The sequence below is a fragment of the Paenalicyclobacillus ferrooxydans genome, assembly GCF_001399675.1.
Classification (GTDB): Bacteria; Bacillota; Bacilli; order Alicyclobacillales; family Alicyclobacillaceae; genus Alicyclobacillus_B; species Alicyclobacillus_B ferrooxydans.
Window position 1 is genome coordinate 1 of the sequence record NZ_LJCO01000108.1, and the last position, 23893, is coordinate 23893.

Here is a 23893-nt window from a genome sequence, read left to right on the forward strand (position 1 = left end):
CGATTCGACGTGTCAGTTAATAATTCTGTGAAAAATGTTTCAAATATGAAAGTAAGAATCGAAAAAACCGATAGGGAGTACATGCTTTGCGATACACAGTGACTCTCGTTCCTCGGCTAAACTGCCCAATAGCGACGTTTCAAAGCCGCCAATGGGATCGAATATTCATGCAATACTCGTCAGACGGTGCTCTCAGGTCTGGATACGTAACTTTGTTTGTCAGTTCACTTCATGCATCTCTAAATCACAAATTTAACAAGGTAGAGACAAATACGCCCCTCCCTAGTTCAAGTCTGTTTCTCCCCTGGCATCAAGGTACTGCCATAACACTTGTACTGATTTAAAAGTGTCATCCTTTGACCAATGTCCAAGTTGTCTATATGCCTTTGCCAACTTCTTAGACACATCGGGAAGTGCAGCCTCTGGTATTGTGCCCTTTGACTGAACACCTCTGTATCCACCGGCACTAAACAGATAGCTGACTGCCTTATCGATTCGTCCGGTATCAACGGACTTACCGTCTTCAAGCAGATACGGCAATTTCCACGTCTTTTTGTCTCTCAAGTCGCCTATGTATGCAAATGAGGTATAAGGCAATTTAACACCGTGATGCGACTTAAACAGTTTTGGGTCAGTCGCTTCAATACCGTGCTCAATGTCCCATTTCGTATTTTGGGGAAGCTTAGACAAACCATAGTGTGTAAAGTAAAATGTTTCTTCCGCAGCTTCTTGTGCGTCCACCCTGACCACGACTTTAACATGTATTTTTTCTGAGTCGCGTTCCGCAAGTAGCAGCGACTCTGCATCGAACACAAAAAGGTATTTGGCTTTGTGTCGGTCAGCGTAATTTGCAGCCTGGCGCAAGGCACTAATAAGGACAGCCTCGTTGCCGAATGCACCCCAGTCTTTTGTCTCGATGACAGCCAACTTTATGCCTTGATAGACAAGCAAGAAATCTGCAAAATCCGTTTCTCGATCAATTTGATCCGGCTCATAGCCGAGGACATCAGTGAGTAGTCGTTCGAGGACTGAGCGGACATCACTCTCATTGAGAGAGCGCCCACTTTGGCGATGTCGCTCCGTTGCAGATCGATAGGCACGAAATCCTGCCCATGCCTCACTAATTTGTTGTCTGGTCGATAACTCAATTTTGGTCGCCATGATACCCCTCTCCTCATGTCCTCACTTGTATTTATATGGTATCACAACTATAAAATTAGATTGAGTAGTTATTCAGTTAAGCTGCACCGGGTAGCTTGGGCACCTTGCGGTGCCCTCGCCCCCTCAGAACCGTGCGTGACCCTTTCGAGTCACACGGCTCAAGCCACCTTGCTGGTACGCTTGGTAACCCGTGACGCGGTGTGCGACTCCCCGCATACTCTTTCGAGTGTGACCCGTTGGCTCGTCTCTTGGACGGATAATGGGTTCATAACAGGTCACTCCATTCGCCTCGTGCCACAAGATTCCCAGTTTGGTCACCCCGGGCAAGTCTGCACGCTTTCGCGTCGGGACATTGGCATCACTGCCGTCCCTATCCGCTCCATTACAGAACGGCGTTAGCTTTTTGCCCGATCTTCTACCCCCTGGGGAGTTCCGCTTCACTCACGCTCTGCTTACTGTTCATAGTGAACAGACCCCGTGGGGCTTACCAAGTTTCGCCGACAACCCCTTAATCAGATGTTTAGGTGCCCCGACTCCCGCGGTAGTCCTCGGAACTGCGAATCGGTAAAAAGGGAGTACCGATCCCGACTACTCACCTTTTGGTACAAGCGTATCAGGGAATTTCGCTTGTTCTGCATGACGCGGTTTATAAGGGGTTCACTTTCATTCACCATGCACCTGCAACCTAGCTCCGGACCGAATATCCCTATCAGCCTCGGCTACATTGTCCCGTGAGCTTTGCAAGACGGCGTTACCACCATCCCACGTCACGGTAGGTTCGCGGTCGCAGTTCTGACCGGATGGGTTTTCACCATATGATTATCGACAACTTACATGTCGCAACCCGTTTGTCCAAGAAGGCTAGCAAAAGGTAGCCCACGTTTTAGTCACAAATGTAATTTATCGTTGTGAGTCTGCCTAGACCTGTCCCAGATGAGTTGTCTTGATATTTCAATCCAAATCCTAACGAGCGATCAATCGCTATGTGCGCAGTCCATATCAATCCAAGCATAGCCCAGATCTCATTCTCGAACATTAATCCAATGCCAATACACAACAATGGGAACACGTATGTGTGAAAGAGATTGTAGCATCGTGCCCCTACTCTTGAGCCGAAACAATAACCCAACATAGCCAAATCCGGTAATAGTACCAATTCCAAAAATGTTGACCATGGGAAATGGTGGTCATAGTAAAACCACATACTAACAAAAACGACCACAAGCGACTCCAACCGCAACGATGTTCTCATGTTATTCATTCCAGTTCGCCTGCGCACTGTGCAGCTTGCATTTTCGAATGCAGTCCCAGAAGAAATGTGTCGATGAGAAAACGGTAGCTATCATCCACACTGATGGGCATTTTGAACCCCTCATTTCGTTCTAATGAGATGAATCCGTGCACCATGCTGCGAAAACTGCGTACGGCATGAATGGAGGTGTAGTCGTCCAACCCGTAATGCTGAAAGACTTGAACGACAGTTTCGACTAACCTTCTCGCTGTTTGCTGCCATTGCCCTTCCTGCGGGTCGGAGACTCGCTGAACCGCTTCATATAGCCCCGGATGGGATCGAGCGAACGCCAAATACTCTTCTGCTAAAGCGTAAACGGCATTGTCACCGGATTTTCCAATCGCTGCCCGCGATATTACGGAATTCAGCAGATCACATCCGTGTATGGCGAGTTCAATGCGTAAACCAGGAAGTCCATCGATATGATTGTACAAAGAAGGCGAACGGATCCCCAGCTTCTGAGCGAGAGTCGCCAAGCCGAGGGATTCCAGACCTTGAGAATCGACAATCTCGGTAGCAGCTTTCAGGATGGTTGGCAAATCAATTCTTGTTCGTTGCGACATGTCGATTCCTCCATATTAAAGTCCAAGGGCTCTATCAATGAGCTCCACTGGCTGAGCTATCATGTTTCCATGTCCAACGGCGAGTAATTCGGGTTGATATTCACGTATTTTACGGGCGCTTTCCATACCTAACTCTTTGTTCCAAGTAGCCATAGCAGGAAACGGAAACAAGGGTCTCAGTTGTCCTGTTACAGCAAAACCACCTCTCGTTTGAAAAGCATCCCCGGCAATCAAACACTGCGTTCGCGTATCGAGGAAGGACATTGAACCAGGGGTATGCCCAGGTGTCCAAATAGCAAGAAGCGATCCAACCCTGCTTCCATCATCCAAAAGCACGTCTGGCGTTGTTTTGATGGTATGTGGCTTGGGAACACCTCCTCTAATAGGGGTACCTGGTTCGCTCGGATCAAGCGTCCGATCGCCGGTCAATAAACGAGCGTCACGGCGGGAGATATAGACGGGAACATCCGGAAACATTTGTTTTAGTTTATCCAGTGCCCCGATATGGTCGGAGTGAGCATGGGTGAGAACGATGCGGCGAATTACTTTTTCCACCTTCCTAGCGGCAGCTGCAATTCCATCTGCACTGTTCGGAAGCGCGGCATCGATCAGTGTCAATCCATCCTCTTCCTCCACGAAATAACAATTCACGGGGAAAACACTCGGAAGAAACGTCAATTGATACAAATGTCTCTGTTTAATCATTCGCATTACAGATTCACCTCTGTCTTTCTAGGTTCAATTAAAGCTAACGATGTTTACAATTTAACTAATGATATTAGTTTTGTCAAGGATGTTTGTGTTCTGAATGTCAATCCATAAAGAACTATCAAAACGGCTCGTTATTTCCAGAATATTTGTTGTGCTGTCTTTTAGCGACAGATTGCCTGTTTAGTGTAAATGCGTCGTTATGTAAGAAAACTGGGCTGGTTCATTCCCCAACAGGTATTCTCCATACCTTGTATAGGGGTGAACCATCGTCGTTCATTGATGTTTCACTAGTGCACGTCAGTTGCGACAAGAATGGATTTGCAGTTGTAGCGAGCTGGTGCCAGTCGAGTAAATGCGCTATCCATTGGGTCAGCCTCGTTCGGAAGGAAATTGAGATAGAATCTCTATCAGTTTCACAGGTAGAGTCGCTACTGCAGACTCCTGCCCGATTGCGTCGGAACAGTGGCCGCACTGCCACTGTATATCCATGCAATATGACAGACGATCCTGTGCCACAGTATCGCCTCTGTTAACACGAGACGACTATTAATCGCTTTCTGGATTCAGTGAAAGCCAGTGAGTTGCATTATCTGGCTCATGATCCGTTGAAAATCCTATCGCTCGATAGAACTGGTCTGCCATTGGATTATCTGTTCTTAGGCTCAAGGTCGTATACAACCGTCTTGCTTCCATAATAACGTTGGAAACCAATCGTCGGCCGACACCATATTTCCGAAAATCAGTCTGCACGTATAGCCTGCGAACTCGACCCACGTTACCGAATTGTGAATATGGATCTCGATTCAGTCCGCATATTCCGACAATCTGAGTCAATTGCCGGGCAACGAACAGTGCCTCTCCGTCACGGTCGAACCGATTTGCTCCACTCACATACTCATCGTAAATTCACACGTGTTGGAACACATCGATGCGACTGCGGTATCTCCAATTCATAAATTAATGCATAAATAATGCGCTGTCGGTAATCATAGGTGGTGGAAACGAAACATTCTTGAGCATTTATATATGAAACAACGTGTCCATCTGATTTAGGACAAAATAGCTTACCACCAAGGTGATGCAAAGTTGCGGAGCAAACGAGACAATGGTAATAGAATTGCTGCACATCATAATGCAGCAATTCTGTCCTTACAATCGCTAACAGACATTCTTGTCGGCATAGACGATGCGGAGATCATCAAACAAGAAGCTTTCGGGTCAAGAAAAATTGGACTTATATACATAAGAACATTAGTCGATTTAGAACGATTGAATGAGTCTATTATTAAACCGCTAAAAACTCGTCCGACTGCTCCTCTTCTCCAGTGTGTTGAATCAGCAAACGTTAGCCAGTTCAACACCCTAGAACAGGCTGAACGAAACCTGATGAGTGGTTGTGTACTCGTGAATGACATGATTGAAAACGTGTGGTGGGCGATTAAACTTCCAACGTCATTGGGACGTTCCGTCCAGCCATCTGATACTGAATCTGTTGTGTACGGAGCCAAGGAAAGCTTTACTGAACAACTCGATCAAAACATCACCCTGATCCGGCGTCGACTGCCAGTGGTTGCACTAAAAACGGAGAAATTTTCGATTGGTACACTAAGCAATACATCTATTGTACTGATGTATCTGGAAGGCATCACAAACCCAAATTTTATAAAAATTGCACGTTCTAAAATCAAACGCATTGACTTCGACCAGTTTCTTGCTGACTCTCAAGTTGCAGCATTCATGGATGACAACATCCATTCAGTTTTTCCTCAGTTTCTTTCAACTGACCGCCCCGATCAATGTTCGTGGTCTTTAGGACTTGGCAAGGTCGTAATCCTGGTGGACGGTTCTCCATTTGCCTTAGTTGCTCCAATTACCTTCTTTCACTTATTTCAGTCCCCAGAAGACTATTTTCTTCGGTGGATTGTAGCCAGCCTATTCCGCTCTACCAGGTACGCTAGTTTTCTTCTATCTTCACTCTTGGTGCCTCTGTACGTAGCGTTGACTACGTATAATTACCAAGTGGTGCCTATACAAATCCTTGGCGTGCTACTGGAATCGAGGAGTCGGCTACCTTTCAGCCCGTTTTGGGAAGCATTGTTGATGTTGGTTACGCTACAGATCCTAAATGAAGCAAGCCTTCGAATGCCAACAAAAGCGGGGCAGACATTGGGTGTGGTTGGGGGAATTGTCATCGGTGAAGCTGCGGTTACAGCTGGCTTTGTAAGTAATGTGCTCATCGTTTTAGTCGGCATTTCGGCAATTGCGTCGTTCTTAGTGCCTAATTACCAACTGGCAAAATCTAACACGGTTTTACAGTTCCTACTTCTCATCCTCGCTGCGCTATTCGGTATTTTCGGAATAGCTGTGGGTTTACTGGTAATCCTCGCTCATTTAAATGCCTTAACATCATTACGACAGCCATATCTCGCACCCGTGGCGCCCTTTTTTGCCCGGGAGTGGTCCGATCTCTTCATCCGTGCCCCTCTTCCGTGGCAAAGTACTCGTCCAAAATCTCTAGCTCCACTTCAGAGGTGGCGGATGGGTGGAAGGAAATCGTGATGACTCCACTTTCATTGTTCGATAAAACCACGACCTTTGGCGGTCTATACGTCACCTTATTTGTGAATCGTATCCAAATGCTCTACTTCGTGTTGATCATGCCAGCCGTATTGATCTACCCCTATATGCTCTGGGCAATTCTAGCTGTTGGAGTCTTATCACAGATTAATCTGACACTACTCTCAAAGTGGATATCCTCAACAACAAGACCCAGGGGATATCATGAGTTCGTTGAGCGATTTGGTGAGCTTACAGTTCGAATCTTCGCCCTTATGGGGCTTTTTATCATTCTGATGCGAGTAAGTGTCATTACACTGGGATATGTTCATATCATTCACAAATTCATGTTTCCCACCATGGATAAGAAATGGCTGATCGGATTCATTATTTTGGCAGGATGGTATGTTGCGTCGAAGGGAATGGAGAACACGATACGTTTTGTTGTGATCGCGTTTATCTGCGGAGTTTGGGTCATATTCGGTTATATTCCGTTCTTTTTTCCTCCAGTTGCTAGTCTTCACGATTTATATCCACTCATCCCTCCAGCATGGACCAAACAATCATGGGAGGCACTATTGTTCATCTGGTCATCTTTTTCAGGTCCCGAGTATTTAATATGTTTGCTTCCATGGCTTGAACAGACCCAAAATCCGCTTAAAGCATTATCCATTGCAAACACTATGTCCACATTGGAGTACTTGGTTATTTTCACTGCATCCATACTATTTTTTGGCTCTAGCTATTTAAGCAAATTGAATATTCCTGTCATACATATGATTAGATACATCCAGACCCCCATCTTCGAGCGGGTTGATTTGATTTTGATTTCTTTCCACATGTTCCATTTCGTGTTTGCTATAGGCATCTTACTTCTTTGCTTCTTTGGAGCCACCCGAGTCGCCCTCGGTCTGTCAGATAAGCACCCTAGCAGAGTGGGCTTCTCACTAAGTTTCCTGATCATTTTACTCGGCACGCTTGCTGTAAATAGATGGTTCTGGAAATCAGCATTCGAGGAGAATATATGGACAAAACTGCAGATCTGGGTAGGGGCTGCTACATACACCTTTCTCCCAGTTGTTCTGCTGTTGTCTAATGTTCTTAAGAGGAAAGTGGCAGAATGACAAAGTTTTGTAGGGGATGGACAACGATTGTGATAACGTGGTTCAGTGTACTATTTGCCACAGGGTGCACTCCCTTCGTGAGGACCCATACAATTGAGGAAATTGCCCCTGTGATTCTCTGGTCCGTCAAGGAAGGCGGAAACAATCATCTGAGTATCAGTACCGTGGTTCCACCAATTGTTCCCGAAAAAAAGCAAGTGCTGACGGTTCAAGCTGATCTATTGGAGCAAGGAGGTAAAAGGTTCAATCTGAAATACGACAAGGAATTGGTGAGTGGACAAGTTCGTATGGTGTTTATTGATGAACAACTCGCACGAAAGGGTATTGGGGATCTCATCAACACTATGATGACAGATCCTGACATCTCGCCAAGGCTTTTTATCGTCGTTGTACGTGGGGACTTTGATGGATTTCTAAGACAACAACTCGAGCAACAAAAGCCCCTTGACTACAGCCTCTATCTTGATCTGCGGCATTACGCCAAGGAACAGTCAGAGATCAGTATGGTGGATTTGCATGAGTTTACGAAAAAATTATACTCACCGTTCTCTAGCCCAATTGCTCCCATGTTCAAAGTTGAACCCGATACTTTGACGTATGAAGGAACTGCCGTGTTCAGTCACGATAAATTGTTTACTAGTTTGTCGCAAACGGATGATGAGCTATTCCAACTGGTCCAACGCGATAGCAGAATTTCCACGATAATCCTCCCCGAGTTGTCCATCGCTTTAGGTCATGTACGTTCGCATGTTCAAACGAATTTGAATCAGAATCGCTCTCAAATTTCCATTAGAGTTGACCTCTACGGGAGAATTCAGGAGTACAATGGAACTAAGAACTTAACGAACGCTAATGAACTCGACTCCCTTAACGCCGAAGTCGAGTCATATTTGCAACGTCATACGACGCAACTATTGACCTCTCTTCAGCAACAGAGACTCGACCCTCTTCAACTCGGAACACTAACCCTCCATCCATTTTCACCACCGATGACTGAAGAAGAATGGCTGTACCGGTGGGATAACCTCAAGGTTTATGTCGATTATCATCTTCATCTTGATACACTTACCAATGTTACTGCCTAGTTTGCCAAATCATTGAATCACTCACTCAGGTAATCTCTCTCGTAACCCTTGTGCCTTACTACCGAGAGCAGATTGACTACAAAGATTTGCTATACTGTCTCCTCACAACCGACACAATGTTTGCCCAGCCTTAGCCCAGTGTCACCGATCATTTATCTTTATGGAACCAGACAGTGATTAGCTACCCCACGACCAAAAACCCCAGAACCATGGTTCCGCTGTCCTGTCCACACCAGATAGGCACCAGGTAACTCCCACTCTCTTCAACCATGAGATTGTGGATAAAAACGCAGTCCCTGGAGTGCTTATCAAACAAACCTGCCCGTTAATTCAGGAAGATTTTTGACTTGAATTGAGTTGAACCTGTGTTGCAACAATGTTTATTTCGTCCCCTGAGTTGAGGAGGAGTTTTGTTCTAAATTGCTCCGTCTTCAACTTCCCGTCTTGTTCAGTAGTCAGCGACACACAGTAATATCCTCCGCCCCACGGCTCATTTATGGGTACGTGCAGTTCAGTAACGCCTGAAAAGGTTAATTCGACTTCGCTCTTACTTTCTTGTTCGATCCGTACATCGTGGAGGTACACGACAACCTGGTTATCCTTATAGGAGACTCGAATATCTCCAAGTTCAGCATCATGAAAATACAAGTTGTCGAGAGAAGAATGATTGCTGGAATGGAAGAGTTCCAAAATGCTCAACCTCGCTGTAGTCGTAATCCTTCTTAAACTATGCTGCCCGTTAGTCCTGTAAAAACTTTCGCCAAGATTGGTCACTGTACCCGAACTGGTCTCTACCCGATTCCGTAATGTCGAACCAAAAGTCCTCAAGCAATAGGTCATCGCTGTTTTCGAATGTAACGTTGTCAGGGGAATCAATTATTTTGATTGCACCTTGTCGCAACAGGTCACTTAGCATTTGGCGAATCTCAACACGGGATAGGCGAAATCCATTATGCATCAGCCAGTTTTCTACGTGGAGGATGGTGTTTGCTTCGTGTTGGAACGCACCTAATATGCATTTTTGTAATGCAAAGTCGTACGTCATAATCCATCACCACCTCAATCGTTATTGTACTCTTCTGCCCGAAACTGACATAAGCACACGGTAAGGAAGGTTGCATACTTATCCAATACTCAGATGTGCTTAGGTTTCGCTGTTAGTCAATTGGAGTAGGAACTCTCTATCTTCCGGAAATGCCAAGTTCAACGTCATGAGGTCATTCCAAGATTTCCATGCAACCTGATGAATTAGTCCATCGGGGTCTTGGATGCACGCATTTCCTGCGAAAACGGTGGCTTGAAAATAATGCACTTCAACATTCCACCCGTACGACTGTCCTCGCTTTTCAAAGAGCTCTTTACCAACATGAACCCTATACCCAGTCTCCTCCCACACTTCCCGAGCACAACACTCTTCAAAAGTTTCTCCTGGCTCAACTCCACCAGATGGAACAGACCATTTGGGTTCCTCATCAGGTTTGCCTTGGAACACCATCAGGACTTGGTGATTTTCATTCAAGCAGCAGGCGGCTGCACCACGCCAGAAGTTCACTCATACGTACCCCATTTCTGTCAATGTCGAGGCTTGAATGCGTCTCTTTCCGTCGCTCTACTGCCCAAGTTCAACAGGGGTTCAGCCCCACCATTGCATATTAATACACTCAACAAGGGTACGTATGGACAGATACCCCACCGCAGTATGTTGAAGGACCGCGTCTGCTTTCTAGGTACAATGAGTTCTCAAAAAGATGTCATTTCCTTTGATCGAACACTAGAGAGTAGTTACGGTTGGAACTTCTGATACAAACCTTCGCAAACGACTTTTGGTTCACTGTAGTGTTCGACCTGGTGCTCCTTAAGCTCAATTTCCGTCCATCCACACAGTAGTTGACGGCAATCATCAAGAGAAAAATAGTATCGTTCAATTGTTTGTGGTGCCATCACATGCGGGTCGTGAATTGAATTTAGCCTGAAGAGAAATAAGCCGTTCTGACGGAGTAATCGCGAAATCTCAGTCATGATGTTACTGAGTGTTCGCGGGTCAAAATAGTGCAAGGAAAGGCTTGCAAGAACCATGTCAAACTCTTCATCCGGGAAGGGAAACGGTTGACGCGTATCCCACTGTAAAAAATGTCCTTTTGAGACCTCTTGTTTAGCTAATTCAATAGCGGTCTGAGCGTAGTCCGTCCCTGTTACGTCAAATCCAGATTCAACAAGGAATTGAGTTTGCGCGCCAGTTCCGCACCCAATGTCGAGTATCCGATGCATGTTCGCTTGCTTTAGTTGGGGTACGTATTCTTGAACCCATGGAAAATACGTCCGTGTCAATCGATGAACATTTTTGAAGTGTTTTTCCCACATCACTTTACCTTGATCCAAGACATCGCCCACCTCTCCGTAAACCCCAATCACTAAGAGAGTACAGTACAAATGATGGAAAAAACAATCTGAAAATCTGATAATAAAAACTATATAATGAAGGTGTCATTGGATAATATTTACTAAACCAACCTGCCCTTTGGCCCCGTAAAGCGTACTTACTGAACACTGCATTTTCATGCAGAATTCTTGAACAGTGGCTTATGAGACATGCGCCCCCGTATGTTCAAGAAGTTGCTGTTTTTACATAGTCTTGGCACTGTTCTTCTTTGCTTCAACAAACCTTTTAAGTCCACTTGTCACTGTGATGGGATTTTGCTGAGCAAGCAGAGCAACTTTCATATTTTGACGAAGTATAGCATCTACATAATCATTTTGGTTCACAGGATTCCGAAATTGAATCCATATCTGCCCAGTTGAGAGACCGATGATGGGCTTGTAGGACATTGGTTTTCCTTCTCTTAGCTGAGTTAAAACGTAGTTTATTTCTGACCTATTTTCGGTTGTGTATCGAGTTTGCGTTCCATGTACTGGCTGGTAAACAATGTCCATTTCCATGGGGGTTTTATAAACATTCCAAGACGCAGTCGTTACATCATCTTGCTTGAATGTGAATGGATTGAAATAATAGACACGATGAATGTGCCAGACTACAATGCCGCATAGGATGACCGCTAGCAATCCTAAGCTTAAAGTCCATACTCTTCTCCTCATGAAGACAACCACCTTCCTCAGCTCATAGAGCGTTATTCAGTTCTACTGCCCAAGAGCCCTACAACAACAACGATAAAGGCACTGCATATTCATTCACCGCCGTTGCGCCTGGTCCATTACATTGTGTTCCCATCGATCCAATCACGAAGTACCCTTACACCGTCATTCTTTACGGTCAGGTATCGGGGTCATCATCTCACGGCTGCCACAATTTGGACACGTGATTAAACGGGCACCCATCCGGTGTGGGGCAAATGCGAACGTCAAACCCGAAACCTTAAAAGCACAACCGCAAATTGGGCAATCAAAGTGAACTTTTTTGTTAAAATAAACCATCACAACAGCAACTAATGCGATTATGATAAGAGGAGCAAATGCTTGCATCACAGTAAATGACACCCCCGATTTTTGAATAGCGATATCCCCAGAGTACCATCAGTCTCCATCGATTCTATAGCAGTTTTCTGCTGCCCGCATAGTGAATATGCACTCGTGAGCCAGGTCAATCCCATACCGGATCAGCGAATGAAACGAATCGTCAGAGGATATCGGTAATGTTCCCCATTATAAACTCTGACTGTGGCAATGATGACAAGCACTATCTGAAAGACGGCTAGCGTAAAGAGTAGGAGAAATCCAATCAAGATGAGGCACAACAGACCAGCAATAATTGCATAAAGCAGCAGTGATATCTGGAAATTGAGCGACTCTTTACCCTGCTCGTCAACAAACGGGGATTGATTCCTCTTGATCAGCCAGACAATCAAGGGTCAAAGAACCCAACCCAATGGGACAATCCACCCTGCAAAGGCTGCCAGGTGGCAAGCCATAGCCCAGTCCTTCTCTTGTGGAGTCACAGTATCCCCCTTCCAATAGATAATTTGGCATAGACCGAGGTCCATGATATGGATGATGGATGACATATGCCAACTGTCAACCTAATGATACGTCGAGGTTTTAAAGTCTTCTGCCATCCGGTTACACCTCCACGTGCTGATGGATGAGTCGGCCCGTTGAGGTAGAAGACAATCACCTCACCATGACGTCGAACACAGTCGATCCCGCTGTAATGGGAGAGTTCGGGTCGGCGCCTTGAAACGCGGCATGAACACTCGCTGGGAGAAACGAAAACCCAGATTGCGATATACAACCCAAGCAAGAGCGCCGCAATGACCGCGTACAGGTCAATTCTCGGTACCATTCCGACAACGAGGTTGATTTGTTGTACATGCATGCAGAGTATTTAATCTCAACCTTCGGTAAATCCCTTATAAACAGAAGAACCACCCCCTGCGGTCACCAGCCAATCTAGGGGGTGGTTATCTTTTTGCTTATTTATTGCTGTTAACTACAGCCTCTAGTGCCCTAACTGGGTCACCAGGTCTTTGCAGTTGGTACACTTTGTTGCCTTCCTGCCAGGCAATCGTTGTATCACCGGTCAGTGCAGATACGTTCGAGTTTGTGCTTTCGACAACAATCACGCCTTTGGTCCTCGGTGCCGGAAGCATGTGCGTATGCAAGTACGAGACGACGTTCTTCGCAACCTGTTCTCCATCCTCGTTGTTTGTATAATAGAGCACATCGATGGTCCAATTCCCTTCGTGCCACTGCAATCCATTATTACCCTGTTTGCCTGTGCTCACGTCGGATTGCGCGGTGATGCCGTCACCCAGATTGACCGAACTGGCGTTGAATTTCATGAAACTGAAGTTGCTCTCGATAGTCGTGACCGCATTCAGTGCTTCTGATGAAGTTGGATAGGACTGCTCAGTGATTGGGCTGTTCTGTTGGGTCACCATCTGCCAATCGGACCCATTCCATGTTGCATGCATCATCCAGTACTGGTTGAGAACCTGGTCGATGTAATAAATCGGTACGTACGTTGTTTTAACGCCCGATGCCGGGTCCTTCGCGACGAGCTTCGGAATGTTCATGGACGGGGCGCTTCCGCTTACCAATGTGACTTGCATTTGACCTTTTGGAGCAGTAAGCGGTTGCGCCTCCGGATTCCCAAGGGCAGCGCCTGTGACCCATCCGGATGGGTCACTTACAAACGTTAGCGAAGTTCCGTTCCAACTGGTTTGAAAACCTGCCTTCGTGAGCACCTGTTGCAGGTAGTAAACTGGGACCCATGTTGTTTTCGATCCGCCCCAAGGGTCTTTTGCGATCACATGTTCAGGATTTGAGACATTTTGTCCATTAAGATAAATGTGCGTGGCAGCCATCGTGTTCCCAGACTGTATTGCCGCCATTGCCGGGACCGCCGCCAGCCCGGACGCCAGAGTGACACCTGCCAGAACCAGACCTGATACCGCGTATCTATTGAGTTTCATCAAAGCACTCTCCTCTTGTTTTGGAACTGCATCGGAAACCATGCGCATGTTCATTTGTGTCTTGCTTGTCACATCGAGATAGACGTCGTCAACGCATAAAGGTTACATAAGTTTGCAATGAAAAAATTGGATCACAACATAAAAATGCCTGCACATTGACTGCCATGCTGAATTGCATAGTTGTGGTGGGCTTAACATGGCTGTCGTTTTACGGATACAAGACACAGGGAGCGTCGGAATTGCTGTCCAGGCAGTGAGCACTTCAGATACGCGATTCGATGTTGAAGATTTCTCGGGAACAACGTTTGGGGATGTGCTGAGGCGATTAAGTCGCAAAGGCCATGGACTAACCTTTGTCACGGACAAAATCTTCGTCGGCACCAAGACAGCACGTAAGAAGTTACTGGAAGTGTCCAGACATCAAGCCAGAGAATGTCGCATCGACATGTTTGCAAGAAAGGATGTTGAAGATCTGTGGTGTATCGATGGCTTTTGGACCGTCATAAAAGGTGAAGGGCAGGGGAATAATCATACACGCACGATTCCTCATACGGCTGAACTCAAGCCTGCTTAGTGAGAGATCATCCCTACGTTTCAACCTTTTCCTCAGTCCAAGCACGACGAAGAATTTCATCCACTGTCTCCTGGGGAGTTTGGGTTGAACGGTCAATCCACAATCGTTTCTGCAATACGAGCGTCGAGACCCACACTGCATATTCATTCACGGACCAAAGAACATAGTTTTGGACATGTGCTCCAGTATAGAGGTTACAATAAGGCAAAAGCGTGATCGACAAATTCAAGAGATGGCATTATACAGTTTATGGGTTGAGGTGGTATCAAACAAACCTGCCTTATTGTGCAGCAATGCGTGTATTCCGACCGTTGCACGTATATACGGAATTGTAACTTAGGGCGCTTTGGGACGCCCTAAGTTACGCTACACGCTCTGGACTGCTATAAATCGTGGATAAACATATGGGAGTCTCACTTCTAATAATTTAACGTTGTCGCTGCGCCTGTTCTACAAAAAATACAAGACCTTTAAGCGAGGTCATCGCCGCGTTGCAGGTGATAGTATTTAGACACATGTGGTTTCCAACAGTCGTGTAGTTGGACGCTTTTGCTACGGTGGTAACCAAACCTACGTCCTGCCCGCTATGATTGCACACACAGCAAACTCCAGGACGGTTCAAAGACGTAATCCTGTTTCGGATACCGATCAACTTCCCATTATGTCGGGTCACCACAAACAGAGTATTCGTGGCAATGTCACGCCAGCCAAAATAGGATAACTTACTCCAGTTGACTTCCGCTAAATCCGGAAGCGGAAGCTTTTTGACTTTCGGAAACAGTTTACGGAGATTGTCTGGTTCAAGCACCGGAAATGGAATAACGTACGGTTCGAGACGCTGCATGAACTCACCGATCTCGCTTTGCCCCTTTACGTCTTCCATTCCGTCAAACAGTCTGATTTCTGACGGACCCAACTGCGGAAACATGGATAGTACATTGTCCCGAACGCCCAGTCTGTGAGCTGCATAGACTCTGTAATCACCTGCGAAATAAACGGTCTGAAGCAACTGATTTAATTGAACTCGGATGTAATTGAATTGGTGTGGGCATATAAATTTTTCCATCGTACGTCTGCCTCCTAAAATAGAAAAATCACAGGATAAACCTCCTGTGATACGGACGCAGATTCCCATTCAGATACAATCCAAGGACCAACGCACTCCTATGCAAAGTAAGACCAACAGGACAGAAAGCTCCTGCGGATTCTCCAAGGCGAAACGTTGGTTATCTCTGAAAGTTGACGTTGCGTCACAAAACCCAACTTCCTTGGGGAAAATCAAGGAATAGGTGCGTACCGCTTCTCCACTAAAATCATTGCACGGTGTCGAAGTGTACGTATTCTGTTGGGGCAAGCAACCCGGACGAGACTTGCATGTCCTTGAAATGTGAATGGTGTATAAAAGGGATATCCACGGAAAAAGACATACGTATCCCGTCTGCGTCGTACCAAGTTTTTACGCATAAAGTTCCGCGCAACTCGCTTGGGTTACAAGTAGCAGACGTGAGCCGCCATGCCGATGAATACCTCCCCGAAATGCAATATCAAACTTATGATGCAATTCGCTGTCAATTCCGTCAAGAAATCAAATAATAAAGAGCAATCAGACGGTCGCAACGAAAAGCATCTATGGCTCTCCTTGTCATTGAAAAATACAACATTTGTCGGACGCTGATTGTTGGTTCGTCCATAAGTTATCCATCCAACGGCTGGTACATTACGTATAATTTCGGAACAAAATACCCTCACAAATCTGACCAGGCGGGATATTCTAATCAGATATCTCTACGCCGTCGAAACTTTCGTCAACATCTTCATATGACTTCTTGATCGAGTCAAGTTTTACGGTGGATACATATTCCCCATTGTATTGATACCTAAATTCCAACAACTTATTGTCCTCTACATCAATAACGCGCCGGTCGGTCTTAGTTCTTGCCTGAATGTTACAGAATTCTGCGTCAGTGACCCACGTTTTAGGATTGATTGTTATGCATTCACATCGTTATTTTTCATCTTAGGATTGCCTGAACGCTTTTTCGTCAGACGAGAACAGACTCTGATAACTTCCGCACCTAGAATCCCAATGCAGAAGATTTGAATTTCGCCAGGCATCAACCATGACAAATGGAGCATGAGCATCCACCCTCTACCTGGTGCCTCAAATGGATGAAAATCCATGAAACAATGGAGAAAGCCTACCCAAAGGAGTGAACGACAACGCCATGCGATTACGCCAAGTGTCAAACCGAAGAGAAAGTCCTGTCCCATTGCAACAAAGAACCCCTGTGAAAAAGGTGCTTGTGCGCTAACAAATGCAATTTCCGCCCAATGAAACAGCGCAAACATAAATGCTGAAATGACAATAGCCCATACAATCCCGACCTTTTCTTTCAGTACCCGTATCAAAATTCCCCTGAAAACCCACTCCTCTGACATCGCCGTTATAAAAAAGGTTAAAAGTCCAATCCCATACCTAGCTGTTAATATGATGTTAAACGGAGACATGACTGAAAACGATATGGCTAGGCAGCTACAAATAGCAACCAATCGTAAAGTCCCACGCGCATAGCCGAACACGGGACGAAGTCGAAACGGTTTTGCAACCATGAAATAAAACATCGCAGTGAACAGCGCGTAAATAGAATATTGAGGAATCTCACTAAGCAAGGAATATAAGTCGCCATTTGGATTGAGTGATGAATTTGAAAGTAATCCCTCCGAAAATGGGAAAACCACAAAGAACGCAAGTGCTGATAAGCCAAAAGCAGCAACCGTGTAAGCAATTAAAGTACTTCTGAGCGGTGATCCATAACGCCTGTTCATGCCTATCGTCAACTCCAAGAGTCCTCCTTCAGCATTGTGGAGAACCTTCGCTACTGGCTTCGTCTGCTGTGTTGTATCGCTCATTTCCAGACCTTCATTCGTTGTGCAAGGGTGCCCGTGTAATACTCAAGCTGCGTGCCGTCGGGATCGAGAAAGTTGACGGTCCAGCCGCCTCCCCGTTCAACGGGACCTCGTACAATCGCGGTGTTGCCTGTCCGCAGAACTTCTACCATCGCATGAAATCCGTCTTCGGCGATGGATAGAGCCACATGGTCGACACCGAGTTGGCGTTGCTGTATTGCCAACTCTGCTCGCTCTTGTAAGCAGATCCACGCCATGCCCCACTCCAGGTAGGCGTCCCGCCGACCTTGATGAACAAGCTTCATGCCAAGCATCCCACTGTAAAATTGAAGAGATCGGTTCAAATTCGCTACGTTGATGGTCACGTGGCTGAAGCCCTTCGTTTCGGAGAACAAAGCGTACCCTTCTCCTCTCAGCAGCAAGATCATATGTACTTCATCCCATGATCCCGTTGCTGATTTGAGCGCATTCGGCTCGATTCCATAGGTCTGAAATCCAACCGACTGGTAAAGGGAAATCGCTGCGTCGTTGTCTCGGTTGACACTCAGCCTTAGTTGTTCCAAGCCGTCAAGTTGCCTGGCCCTGCAAACTACCTCCGTTAGCAAGTCCCGACCGACACCCTGCCGGCGAGCATCTGGCGCTACATACATGGCGACAACGTTGCCAATGTGGCGCATCTTGGGTGAGTGCTCCCGTACAAGCGTTGCGGTCCCGACAAGGTTATCATACCTGTCTTCGATGAATGCGCCGAGCGTGAAATGGTCAGCATCTGGCTCAAGCTGAGATGCCACCTGCTCGATGGACTTCAATAGATAGTCCTCGTATGTGATTGCGAACGCCTCTGGATTCGTTCTTAGTGCTTGAATTCGAAGATCTCGATATGTGGCTGCATCCATGGCTGTCAAGATACGGATGTTTGTCATACCGAATGCTCACATGTCTCACAAAATTCATGAAACTGCGTATCCGTTGAGCTCATATCGTCACCCCATCTTTGGGTTTGAGGAAGGCCCCCAATGTGTCTGCAAATTTGTCGGATTCCTCGAGAAATGGGTAGTGATTACTTTCCTCAAACACGGTCATCTCAGAGTTTGGCATGAGGTCACTGATTTCTTCGGAACACCGGATCGGGCACTGCACATCATGCCTGCCACACATCACCAAGGTACGGGTACGGACGTTTGGCAACTCACCCGTCAAATCAAATTTTGGAAAATCATGTCTTGAGAAATGGGCCAGTCTGACAGGTGCCACGCTCTTGCGGACGTTGCCTGAAAAATACTGGGAGTAGTTCTCTGGCTTGAAGAGCGACAATTTCGTTGTCTCCTGACCATACGTTTGCATTTGCTCTATACTGATATCTATCCGCAACTGTAGACGCCGCAACTCTTGCATACGCTCATACAGCGGATGTTCCGGATTGTAGATACAATCAGCCTGGCCTGCATAATCCTTGGACGCGGCAGCTCCTACGATAATTAGGGATGAAAGGGATTCCTGATGTCGCACCGCATACATGAGGCCCAACATGCCACCGGTTGAATGGCCAGCGAAATCCCATATCTGAAACCCGAGTGATTTTCGAATTGCCTCCAAATCCTCTACCGTTTCTTCCATGTCCAGATCCGTTGGATTGTCGGCCTTTGGAGAGCGGCCTGCCTCCCTCAAATTCACGATAATAGTTTTTCTATGTGGCACCATCGTATTCGCGAAGCGGTCGCCGGTCTCGTTGAATTCGGAGTATAGATGCGTGACGGCCAGCGGTTTTCCTGCCCCCCGCACAAATACTTCGAACGTCCCACGATCCGTTGGGACAAACACCCTCTCCCACATAGATTCACCTCCCTGTGCTCGTTGCATTATTTCCACAATCGCTCTAAAATCGTTTCCGATTCGTTGACAGTAACCCGATACACATCCGGATTGGTAAGCGTTGCCCATTCTTGAAACCCGAATCGTTCATCAAAGTGTCTCAACAGGAGCGTCATTAAATTCCCATGCGTTACGAGCACAACGTTACGATGATCCCGCGCCAGGACTTCATTCACCACCTGCGTGGCCCGGTCCATCGCTTGCGCGCTGGTTTCTCCCCCATCATACGACAGCTTAAAATCCATAAATGTTTGTTCCAGGCAGTCTAACCAGTTGTCCAATGGCTCCGAACTCAAAACCCTTTCGGACAATCGAGGATCATCATACACCTGCAGACTGAGAGCTTCTGCTAGTGGCTCGATGCTTGTTATCGCTCGCACATAGGGACTCGAGATGATTGAATCTATCTTTTTGTCCTTGAAAAAATCTGACAGGCGTTCAGCTTGTTTTCGGCCTTCCCACGTCAGGAGAGCATCGGGCTCCTGACCTTCAGCCGAGCAGTGGCGTACTACATATAGACGCTTCATCTCCATCTCTCGATCCCCTCCAAGGTCACTCGTCGATTGCGAAAATCGGTTGACGTAAGATAGCAGCCTTTTCGTGCCACAACGAGACATGAGCTTTCTCCCCGAACAGATGTGGTGTGTATCGAAGCCAAAAGATTGACTACGTACTGTTGCAGGTACTTGAACATTTGCGAGACTGGGTTGCACAGAATCCCTTCGATCTCGCTCTGGTGAGCCTCTATCTCATCCACTAGAAGACGCACACTTTCAGAAGAATTGTGTCCATCGATGATCATGGCGAATTCCCATTCTCCACTTTCGTCAGACCAAGCCAAAGCCCCATCTTCATTTTTATCCGCACCAGCATTGGTGTTACCGCCATAGACGCCAATGTGCACTCGCCCTTGGGAGTACACTAACGGATCGTCAAGGTGGGGTTCATCAGACCCAATCCACCGAAAGCTACACGTTGATTTTGTCATACGTCACCTCCGGTTTCACGGCTACGTGTCTCCTACTGACAACAACTTTGCTATAGGTTAAACGTGTTTTTAATGGTCTTTGCAACTGCTTGTGGGCTCATATGTGTGTTGTTTATCCTAATGTAGGTTCTCTCTGGTGATTTCGCCATCTACGGAATTCAGTCTGTGTTTTTCAGCGGTCAATTTCAGGTCGTGCTCCGAACGTTTGACATCTCGCTTTGAAGGTTTGTGTTCAAGCGGATGGGGAGTCTTGTTACGCTCAAGCCTCACTTCCAAGTCGGCTTCAAGCTCCACAAGATACACCTGTCCACCTCTGTCTTCAAACGTGCTACAAATTCTATCCACGTACGCCCAGTCATTTTGCAAGTCAAGGCCCCACACATAGGTGAATATCAGACCATACATTTTACTGGAGAACCGTTTAACACCTTCCACCACATAAACCCAGTCTAACTGTCGGCGGTTCCTCCTAGTCAAACTTTCACGCACGTATAGCCTTGCATCCGTTATCACTGATAGGTAAAGTTTACCTGATCACGTTTACGATAAATAGAGTGAATTGCAAGGAGCCATGTTTGGGGTCTCGGACATTGAACGGGAAGGCAAAAAGACTGCAGATGATGTATGTTTGTACAGGTGTTTAGATTTGTTAGTGGGTCTTGGAAGTTCATTCGTGAAAGTGTGGATTGCTTCAGTACACAAAACCTTGAACCAGAGGAGACACCAGAGACCATCTCGAGGCTGTGAATTATGATTTGCCACTGGTGCCCCAATCCCCGAATGGCACGCCACTCTTATTCGGTGGGCCTTTCCTCCTGAATCGCAACAGTGTTGCCTTCAGAGTCAGTGAAAAATGCCATATACACCGTGATATCTCCCAACTTCCCTATCTCGTGGGGCGTGCCATGGAATTCCACGCCTTTTAACTGCAATTCGTTGTACGCTTCCTGGACATCATCAACCGTGTAATAAACTACGGAACCAGGATGGTCAAATTCAGGCTTCTCTGGAACACTGAGCATGAGACGTACATCTCCGCACATGAAAAATGCCATGCGATTCGTTTCCCATACAAATTCTAGTTCCAATATATCTCGATAGAACTGAACTGCCCTGTTCAAGTCGTTTACTCTGACCGAAACTTGCCCCACGCTCTTTAGTCTCGTCATGCATATCCTCCTCGAAAAGACTTCTAAACCTACAATAAATCATCGTTCGTAAAAAATCTTCTCAAAGACCGCATGAACTAGGTTCGGTGTTGGTCCTGATACCAGATCAGCGCCCGTTGTTCAATATCTTTTACCAGCCCGTCCTTGCCGGCTATATACGATTCAACATCGTATGGAAACCGCTCTGCCAGCCGTCGTTTCAAACCCCCGTATGCTTTCACTGCATCTACGTGGGTTCGCAGATAATCCCGAAATGCCAAGTGGCGTTCAATTTCAGGACTTCCCTCTTGGTAGACATGAACGTGTTCTGAGCGAACTATATCTGCAAGAAGTTTCAGCTTGATTTAGCAGATGCTCGATAAAGTATCGATAACGTTGGCCTTGACGCTTAAATAGCTAAAGCAGTTTTGACTTTGGGACAGTCGGCTTTTTGTGATTGGCCTCTTTTGTTATTAACAGTCTATGTGTGGGTTCATTTCATCGAACTTACTGGGACATGAAACATCAGTACCAGCGCAATCGTCGCGAATAGTGACAAGGCATACGTTAGAAGTGGCTTTTTGTAATGTAACCGCAGCATCGAAAATGCAACGATATCAAACGCAACTGAATACCCAAATATCCACCCATGTTGGTAAAGGAGTAAATGAAGATACGTCAGAACCCATTCGACACATGACCATATGCCTGCCCACAAAAGAATGTAGAGGATTTGCCACCAACCTTTGGGATAATGTGGAAGGTAAATTAAAAGTGTACATGGGTAAATCACGAACATAACTAACAGACTCACGCCAGTATCATTGGGTAATGGGAACGCTGGAGTGTATACCCACAAGGTGTATTTATAAGTCATTAAGTTGTACACCAAGTCACACGTAATCAAATAAAGGATTGTGGACTGATAGTTCCTCCAGTTGCGCCAGTCTCCCCATCGCCACGCTATAAGTATCCAAATTACAGACGCAATCAAGTGAAACATGTCTAACACACCCTAAAATTTGTATGTAAATCTATCCAACCGTGGGTCTTTTCCTGTCTTATCGGCTTCGGTCATAGGTCGTTGCCAGAACCACAGTCAGCCTCGTCTCGAATTGTTTACAAAACGTTTCGTAATTTTCCAATTCCCGTACAAAATTAGTAAAATAAACGGATAAGCAAAACCAGAGTACATAAGACTCCAATTGCGATAGAACAGAACGCCAATATGAACAGTTGCCGATTCATAACACAGTAGGAATGCGTCGTTTCCCGGAATATATAATAATTGTTTCCACAACTTTGACGTAGGGAAAAAGTTAAGGAAGATTGCGTTGTACAATGGGTACAACCCAAGATAAAAAACCAGTGTTTCCCAACCAATTACACCTGTACCAAAAAACCATAAAGTTTAAGCTTACGGTCAAGATATGTATCAACAAGACAGGCAAAGGCTATTGCGAACCACCCAGTTGAATACATTTGAATCCAAGTTATTCGTTTAGGCATCACTACGATTGTTGCGATGAACGTGGCGACTGTCACCAATAAAAGAAGCAACGGTGGTTTCACCACCTTCCCACATTGGTACCACCTGAGTATACTTTTCCCTTCCACACAATGTGGTAATACACCCATGTAAAACAGAAATCACAGGTTGGTTATTTGTTAGTAGCGACTGCGTGAACAATATGACCGATTCTACCTGTGGGCACGGCAAAGAAAGGGGCGCAGTAGAGTTATAGAATTGGTAGATGTTAGGTGGATTTCGTGAGAGCGGCGGTATCAGGCAGCAAGCACGACTCAATACCCCATATGGGTATACATGTTGAGAGTATTAAAAAACCGCACCATCTCGGGCTTGTGCCCTGACAATGATGCGGTAACCCCGAAGGGTATGTAACTGAGTTGGAAAGCAAGCCTGTAAGCCGAGTTCTGTTCTCCTGTGCTGCAATCGGCATCTACGCGCCCGTATGTGGCATTCACCACACGCGGCACCCCCATGCCTCGCACGTTGGAGCGGCAATTATCTATCTAGGCGGACTGTTGCCAGCCAGCTCAAGCGACCTACCCGAGCGCGTGACGGGCAGCCACATGCGCGCTCCTATCCGGTCTTGCTCCAGGTGGGGTTTACCTAGCCAGCCTGTCTCCAGACTGCTGGTGCGCTCTTACCGCACCGTTGCATCCTTGCCTGTGCGTGAGACGAGCTCACGCCATCGGCGGTCTACATTTCTGTGGCACTATCCCTAGGATTGCTCCCGCCGGACGTTATCCGGCACCCTGCCCTATGGAGCTCGGACTTTCCTCCCGTGCGGCCTTTCGGCACTGCACCGGCAATTGCCCAGCTTACTTTCCAACATCGAATCAGCACCAATGAGTATATCCCATTCGTGAGGTGCACTCAACCTATAAAGGCTGTATGTACTGGAACTCTGTGATTCCCTTGGAAGTTTATGCACAAAATGCTCTTCGATGTGACACAAACTC

26 protein-coding genes, 1 other RNA gene and 1 pseudogene are annotated in these 23893 nt (G+C 46.4%); 4 read left to right on the forward strand and 24 right to left on the reverse strand.

The genetic code is table 11. The annotated features are described in order from the left end of the window. Positions 1-282: 282 nt before the first annotated feature. From AN477_RS23125 to AN477_RS26010, 5 genes are all read right to left on the reverse strand, one after another. A complete protein-coding gene (locus tag AN477_RS23125) occupies positions 283-1161 on the reverse strand; it encodes a hypothetical protein (protein WP_054971540.1) in 879 nt (292 codons plus the stop codon). An 883-nt stretch (positions 1162-2044) separates the two neighbouring features. Next, a complete protein-coding gene (locus tag AN477_RS26005) occupies positions 2045-2422 on the reverse strand; it encodes a DUF4260 domain-containing protein (RefSeq protein WP_083486606.1) in 378 nt (125 codons plus the stop codon). Then, positions 2419-3015, reverse strand: a complete 597-nt coding sequence (locus tag AN477_RS23130; RefSeq protein ID WP_054971541.1) for a TetR/AcrR family transcriptional regulator — start codon at positions 3013-3015, stop codon at positions 2419-2421. The genes AN477_RS26005 and AN477_RS23130 overlap by 4 nt, the downstream gene beginning before the upstream one ends. 15 nt (positions 3016-3030) lie before the next feature. After that, complete coding sequence (locus tag AN477_RS23135) at positions 3031-3726, reverse strand: MBL fold metallo-hydrolase (protein WP_054971542.1); 696 nt, start codon at positions 3724-3726, stop codon at positions 3031-3033. Positions 3727-4272: 546 nt separating this feature from the next. After that, positions 4273-4617 carry a GNAT family N-acetyltransferase gene (locus AN477_RS26010; protein ID WP_169787951.1) on the reverse strand — a complete coding sequence of 115 codons (345 nt, stop codon included), beginning with the start codon at positions 4615-4617 and terminating at the stop codon, positions 4273-4275. Between the two features lie 195 nt (positions 4618-4812). Between AN477_RS26010 and AN477_RS23140 the strand changes: the two genes are divergently transcribed. The 3 genes from AN477_RS23140 to AN477_RS23150 all read left to right on the forward strand — a co-directional run bounded on the left by AN477_RS23140 (position 4813) and on the right by AN477_RS23150 (position 8491). After that, complete coding sequence (locus tag AN477_RS23140; protein ID WP_157062143.1) at positions 4813-6285, forward strand: spore germination protein; 1473 nt, start codon at positions 4813-4815, stop codon at positions 6283-6285. Beyond that, a complete protein-coding gene (locus tag AN477_RS23145; RefSeq protein WP_054971608.1) occupies positions 6285-7406 on the forward strand; it encodes a GerAB/ArcD/ProY family transporter in 1122 nt (373 codons plus the stop codon). Before AN477_RS23140 ends, AN477_RS23145 begins: the two co-directional genes overlap by 1 nt. Positions 7407-7483: 77 nt before the next feature. Then, positions 7484-8491 (forward strand): Ger(x)C family spore germination protein, encoded by a 1008-nt coding sequence (locus AN477_RS23150; protein WP_169787952.1) that lies wholly within the window; start codon positions 7484-7486, stop codon positions 8489-8491. Between the two features lie 330 nt (positions 8492-8821). Here AN477_RS23150 and AN477_RS23155 read toward each other — a convergent pair whose 3' ends face one another. The 7 genes from AN477_RS23155 to AN477_RS23185 all read right to left on the reverse strand — a co-directional run bounded on the left by AN477_RS23155 (position 8822) and on the right by AN477_RS23185 (position 13917). Beyond that, positions 8822-9181 (reverse strand): hypothetical protein, encoded by a 360-nt coding sequence (locus tag AN477_RS23155; RefSeq protein ID WP_054971545.1) that lies wholly within the window; start codon positions 9179-9181, stop codon positions 8822-8824. 49 nt (positions 9182-9230) lie between these two features. Next, complete coding sequence (locus AN477_RS23160) at positions 9231-9536, reverse strand: hypothetical protein (protein ID WP_054971546.1); 306 nt, start codon at positions 9534-9536, stop codon at positions 9231-9233. Between the two features lie 99 nt (positions 9537-9635). After that, the gene (locus tag AN477_RS23165) at positions 9636-10043 is read right to left on the reverse strand and encodes an NUDIX hydrolase (protein WP_157062144.1); all 408 of its coding nucleotides are present in this window, start codon (positions 10041-10043) and stop codon (positions 9636-9638) included. A gap of 230 nt (positions 10044-10273) precedes the next feature. Beyond that, entirely contained in the window at positions 10274-10870 is a 597-nt protein-coding gene (locus AN477_RS23170; protein WP_054971547.1) for a class I SAM-dependent methyltransferase, read from the reverse strand. 243 nt (positions 10871-11113) lie between these two features. Further along, positions 11114-11584 (reverse strand): hypothetical protein, encoded by a 471-nt coding sequence (locus tag AN477_RS23175; protein WP_054971548.1) that lies wholly within the window; start codon positions 11582-11584, stop codon positions 11114-11116. A gap of 518 nt (positions 11585-12102) precedes the next feature. Beyond that, positions 12103-12351, reverse strand: a complete 249-nt coding sequence (locus AN477_RS25590) for a DUF4870 domain-containing protein (protein ID WP_245631944.1) — start codon at positions 12349-12351, stop codon at positions 12103-12105. 564 nt (positions 12352-12915) lie between these two features. After that, positions 12916-13917, reverse strand: a complete 1002-nt coding sequence (locus AN477_RS23185; protein ID WP_054971549.1) for a hypothetical protein — start codon at positions 13915-13917, stop codon at positions 12916-12918. A gap of 196 nt (positions 13918-14113) precedes the next feature. Between AN477_RS23185 and AN477_RS23190 the strand changes: the two genes are divergently transcribed. Further along, positions 14114-14491, forward strand: a complete 378-nt coding sequence (locus tag AN477_RS23190; RefSeq protein WP_054971550.1) for a hypothetical protein — start codon at positions 14114-14116, stop codon at positions 14489-14491. Positions 14492-14918: 427 nt separating this feature from the next. On the opposite strand, the gene AN477_RS23195 is transcribed toward AN477_RS23190, so the two are convergent. The 12 genes and pseudogenes from AN477_RS23195 to rnpB all read right to left on the reverse strand — a co-directional run bounded on the left by AN477_RS23195 (position 14919) and on the right by rnpB (position 23759). Continuing rightward, positions 14919-15557: a FusB/FusC family EF-G-binding protein gene (locus AN477_RS23195; RefSeq protein WP_054971551.1), complete on the reverse strand. Its 639-nt coding sequence runs from the start codon at positions 15555-15557 to the stop codon at positions 14919-14921. Between the two features lie 923 nt (positions 15558-16480). After that, entirely contained in the window at positions 16481-17401 is a 921-nt protein-coding gene (locus AN477_RS23200) for a CPBP family intramembrane glutamic endopeptidase (RefSeq protein ID WP_054971552.1), read from the reverse strand. Further along, positions 17398-17826: a VOC family protein gene (locus AN477_RS25330; protein ID WP_054971610.1), complete on the reverse strand. Its 429-nt coding sequence runs from the start codon at positions 17824-17826 to the stop codon at positions 17398-17400. Before AN477_RS25330 ends, AN477_RS23200 begins: the two co-directional genes overlap by 4 nt. A 21-nt stretch (positions 17827-17847) precedes the next feature. Next, a pseudogene (locus tag AN477_RS23210) lies at positions 17848-18321 on the reverse strand (GNAT family N-acetyltransferase); the annotation flags it as partial. 52 nt (positions 18322-18373) lie between these two features. Then, positions 18374-19231: an alpha/beta fold hydrolase gene (locus AN477_RS23215; RefSeq protein ID WP_054971553.1), complete on the reverse strand. Its 858-nt coding sequence runs from the start codon at positions 19229-19231 to the stop codon at positions 18374-18376. Between the two features lie 26 nt (positions 19232-19257). Further along, positions 19258-19797 (reverse strand): histidine phosphatase family protein, encoded by a 540-nt coding sequence (locus tag AN477_RS23220; RefSeq protein ID WP_054971611.1) that lies wholly within the window; start codon positions 19795-19797, stop codon positions 19258-19260. Next, a complete protein-coding gene (locus AN477_RS23225) occupies positions 19794-20258 on the reverse strand; it encodes a hypothetical protein (RefSeq protein ID WP_054971554.1) in 465 nt (154 codons plus the stop codon). The genes AN477_RS23220 and AN477_RS23225 overlap by 4 nt, the downstream gene beginning before the upstream one ends. Positions 20259-20375: 117 nt before the next feature. After that, positions 20376-20624, reverse strand: a complete 249-nt coding sequence (locus tag AN477_RS23230) for a hypothetical protein (protein ID WP_245631945.1) — start codon at positions 20622-20624, stop codon at positions 20376-20378. A 428-nt stretch (positions 20625-21052) separates the two neighbouring features. Continuing rightward, positions 21053-21427: a VOC family protein gene (locus AN477_RS23235; protein WP_054971556.1), complete on the reverse strand. Its 375-nt coding sequence runs from the start codon at positions 21425-21427 to the stop codon at positions 21053-21055. Between the two features lie 77 nt (positions 21428-21504). Next, positions 21505-21771, reverse strand: coding sequence for a GrpB family protein (locus tag AN477_RS23240; protein ID WP_083486609.1), 267 nt, complete (start codon positions 21769-21771; stop codon positions 21505-21507). A gap of 128 nt (positions 21772-21899) precedes the next feature. Next, the gene (locus AN477_RS26015) at positions 21900-22409 is read right to left on the reverse strand and encodes a CBO0543 family protein (protein WP_425388206.1); all 510 of its coding nucleotides are present in this window, start codon (positions 22407-22409) and stop codon (positions 21900-21902) included. Positions 22410-23314: 905 nt separating this feature from the next. Then, positions 23315-23759, reverse strand: an RNA gene (rnpB, locus tag AN477_RS23555) — RNase P RNA component class A. Positions 23760-23893 lie beyond the last annotated feature (134 nt).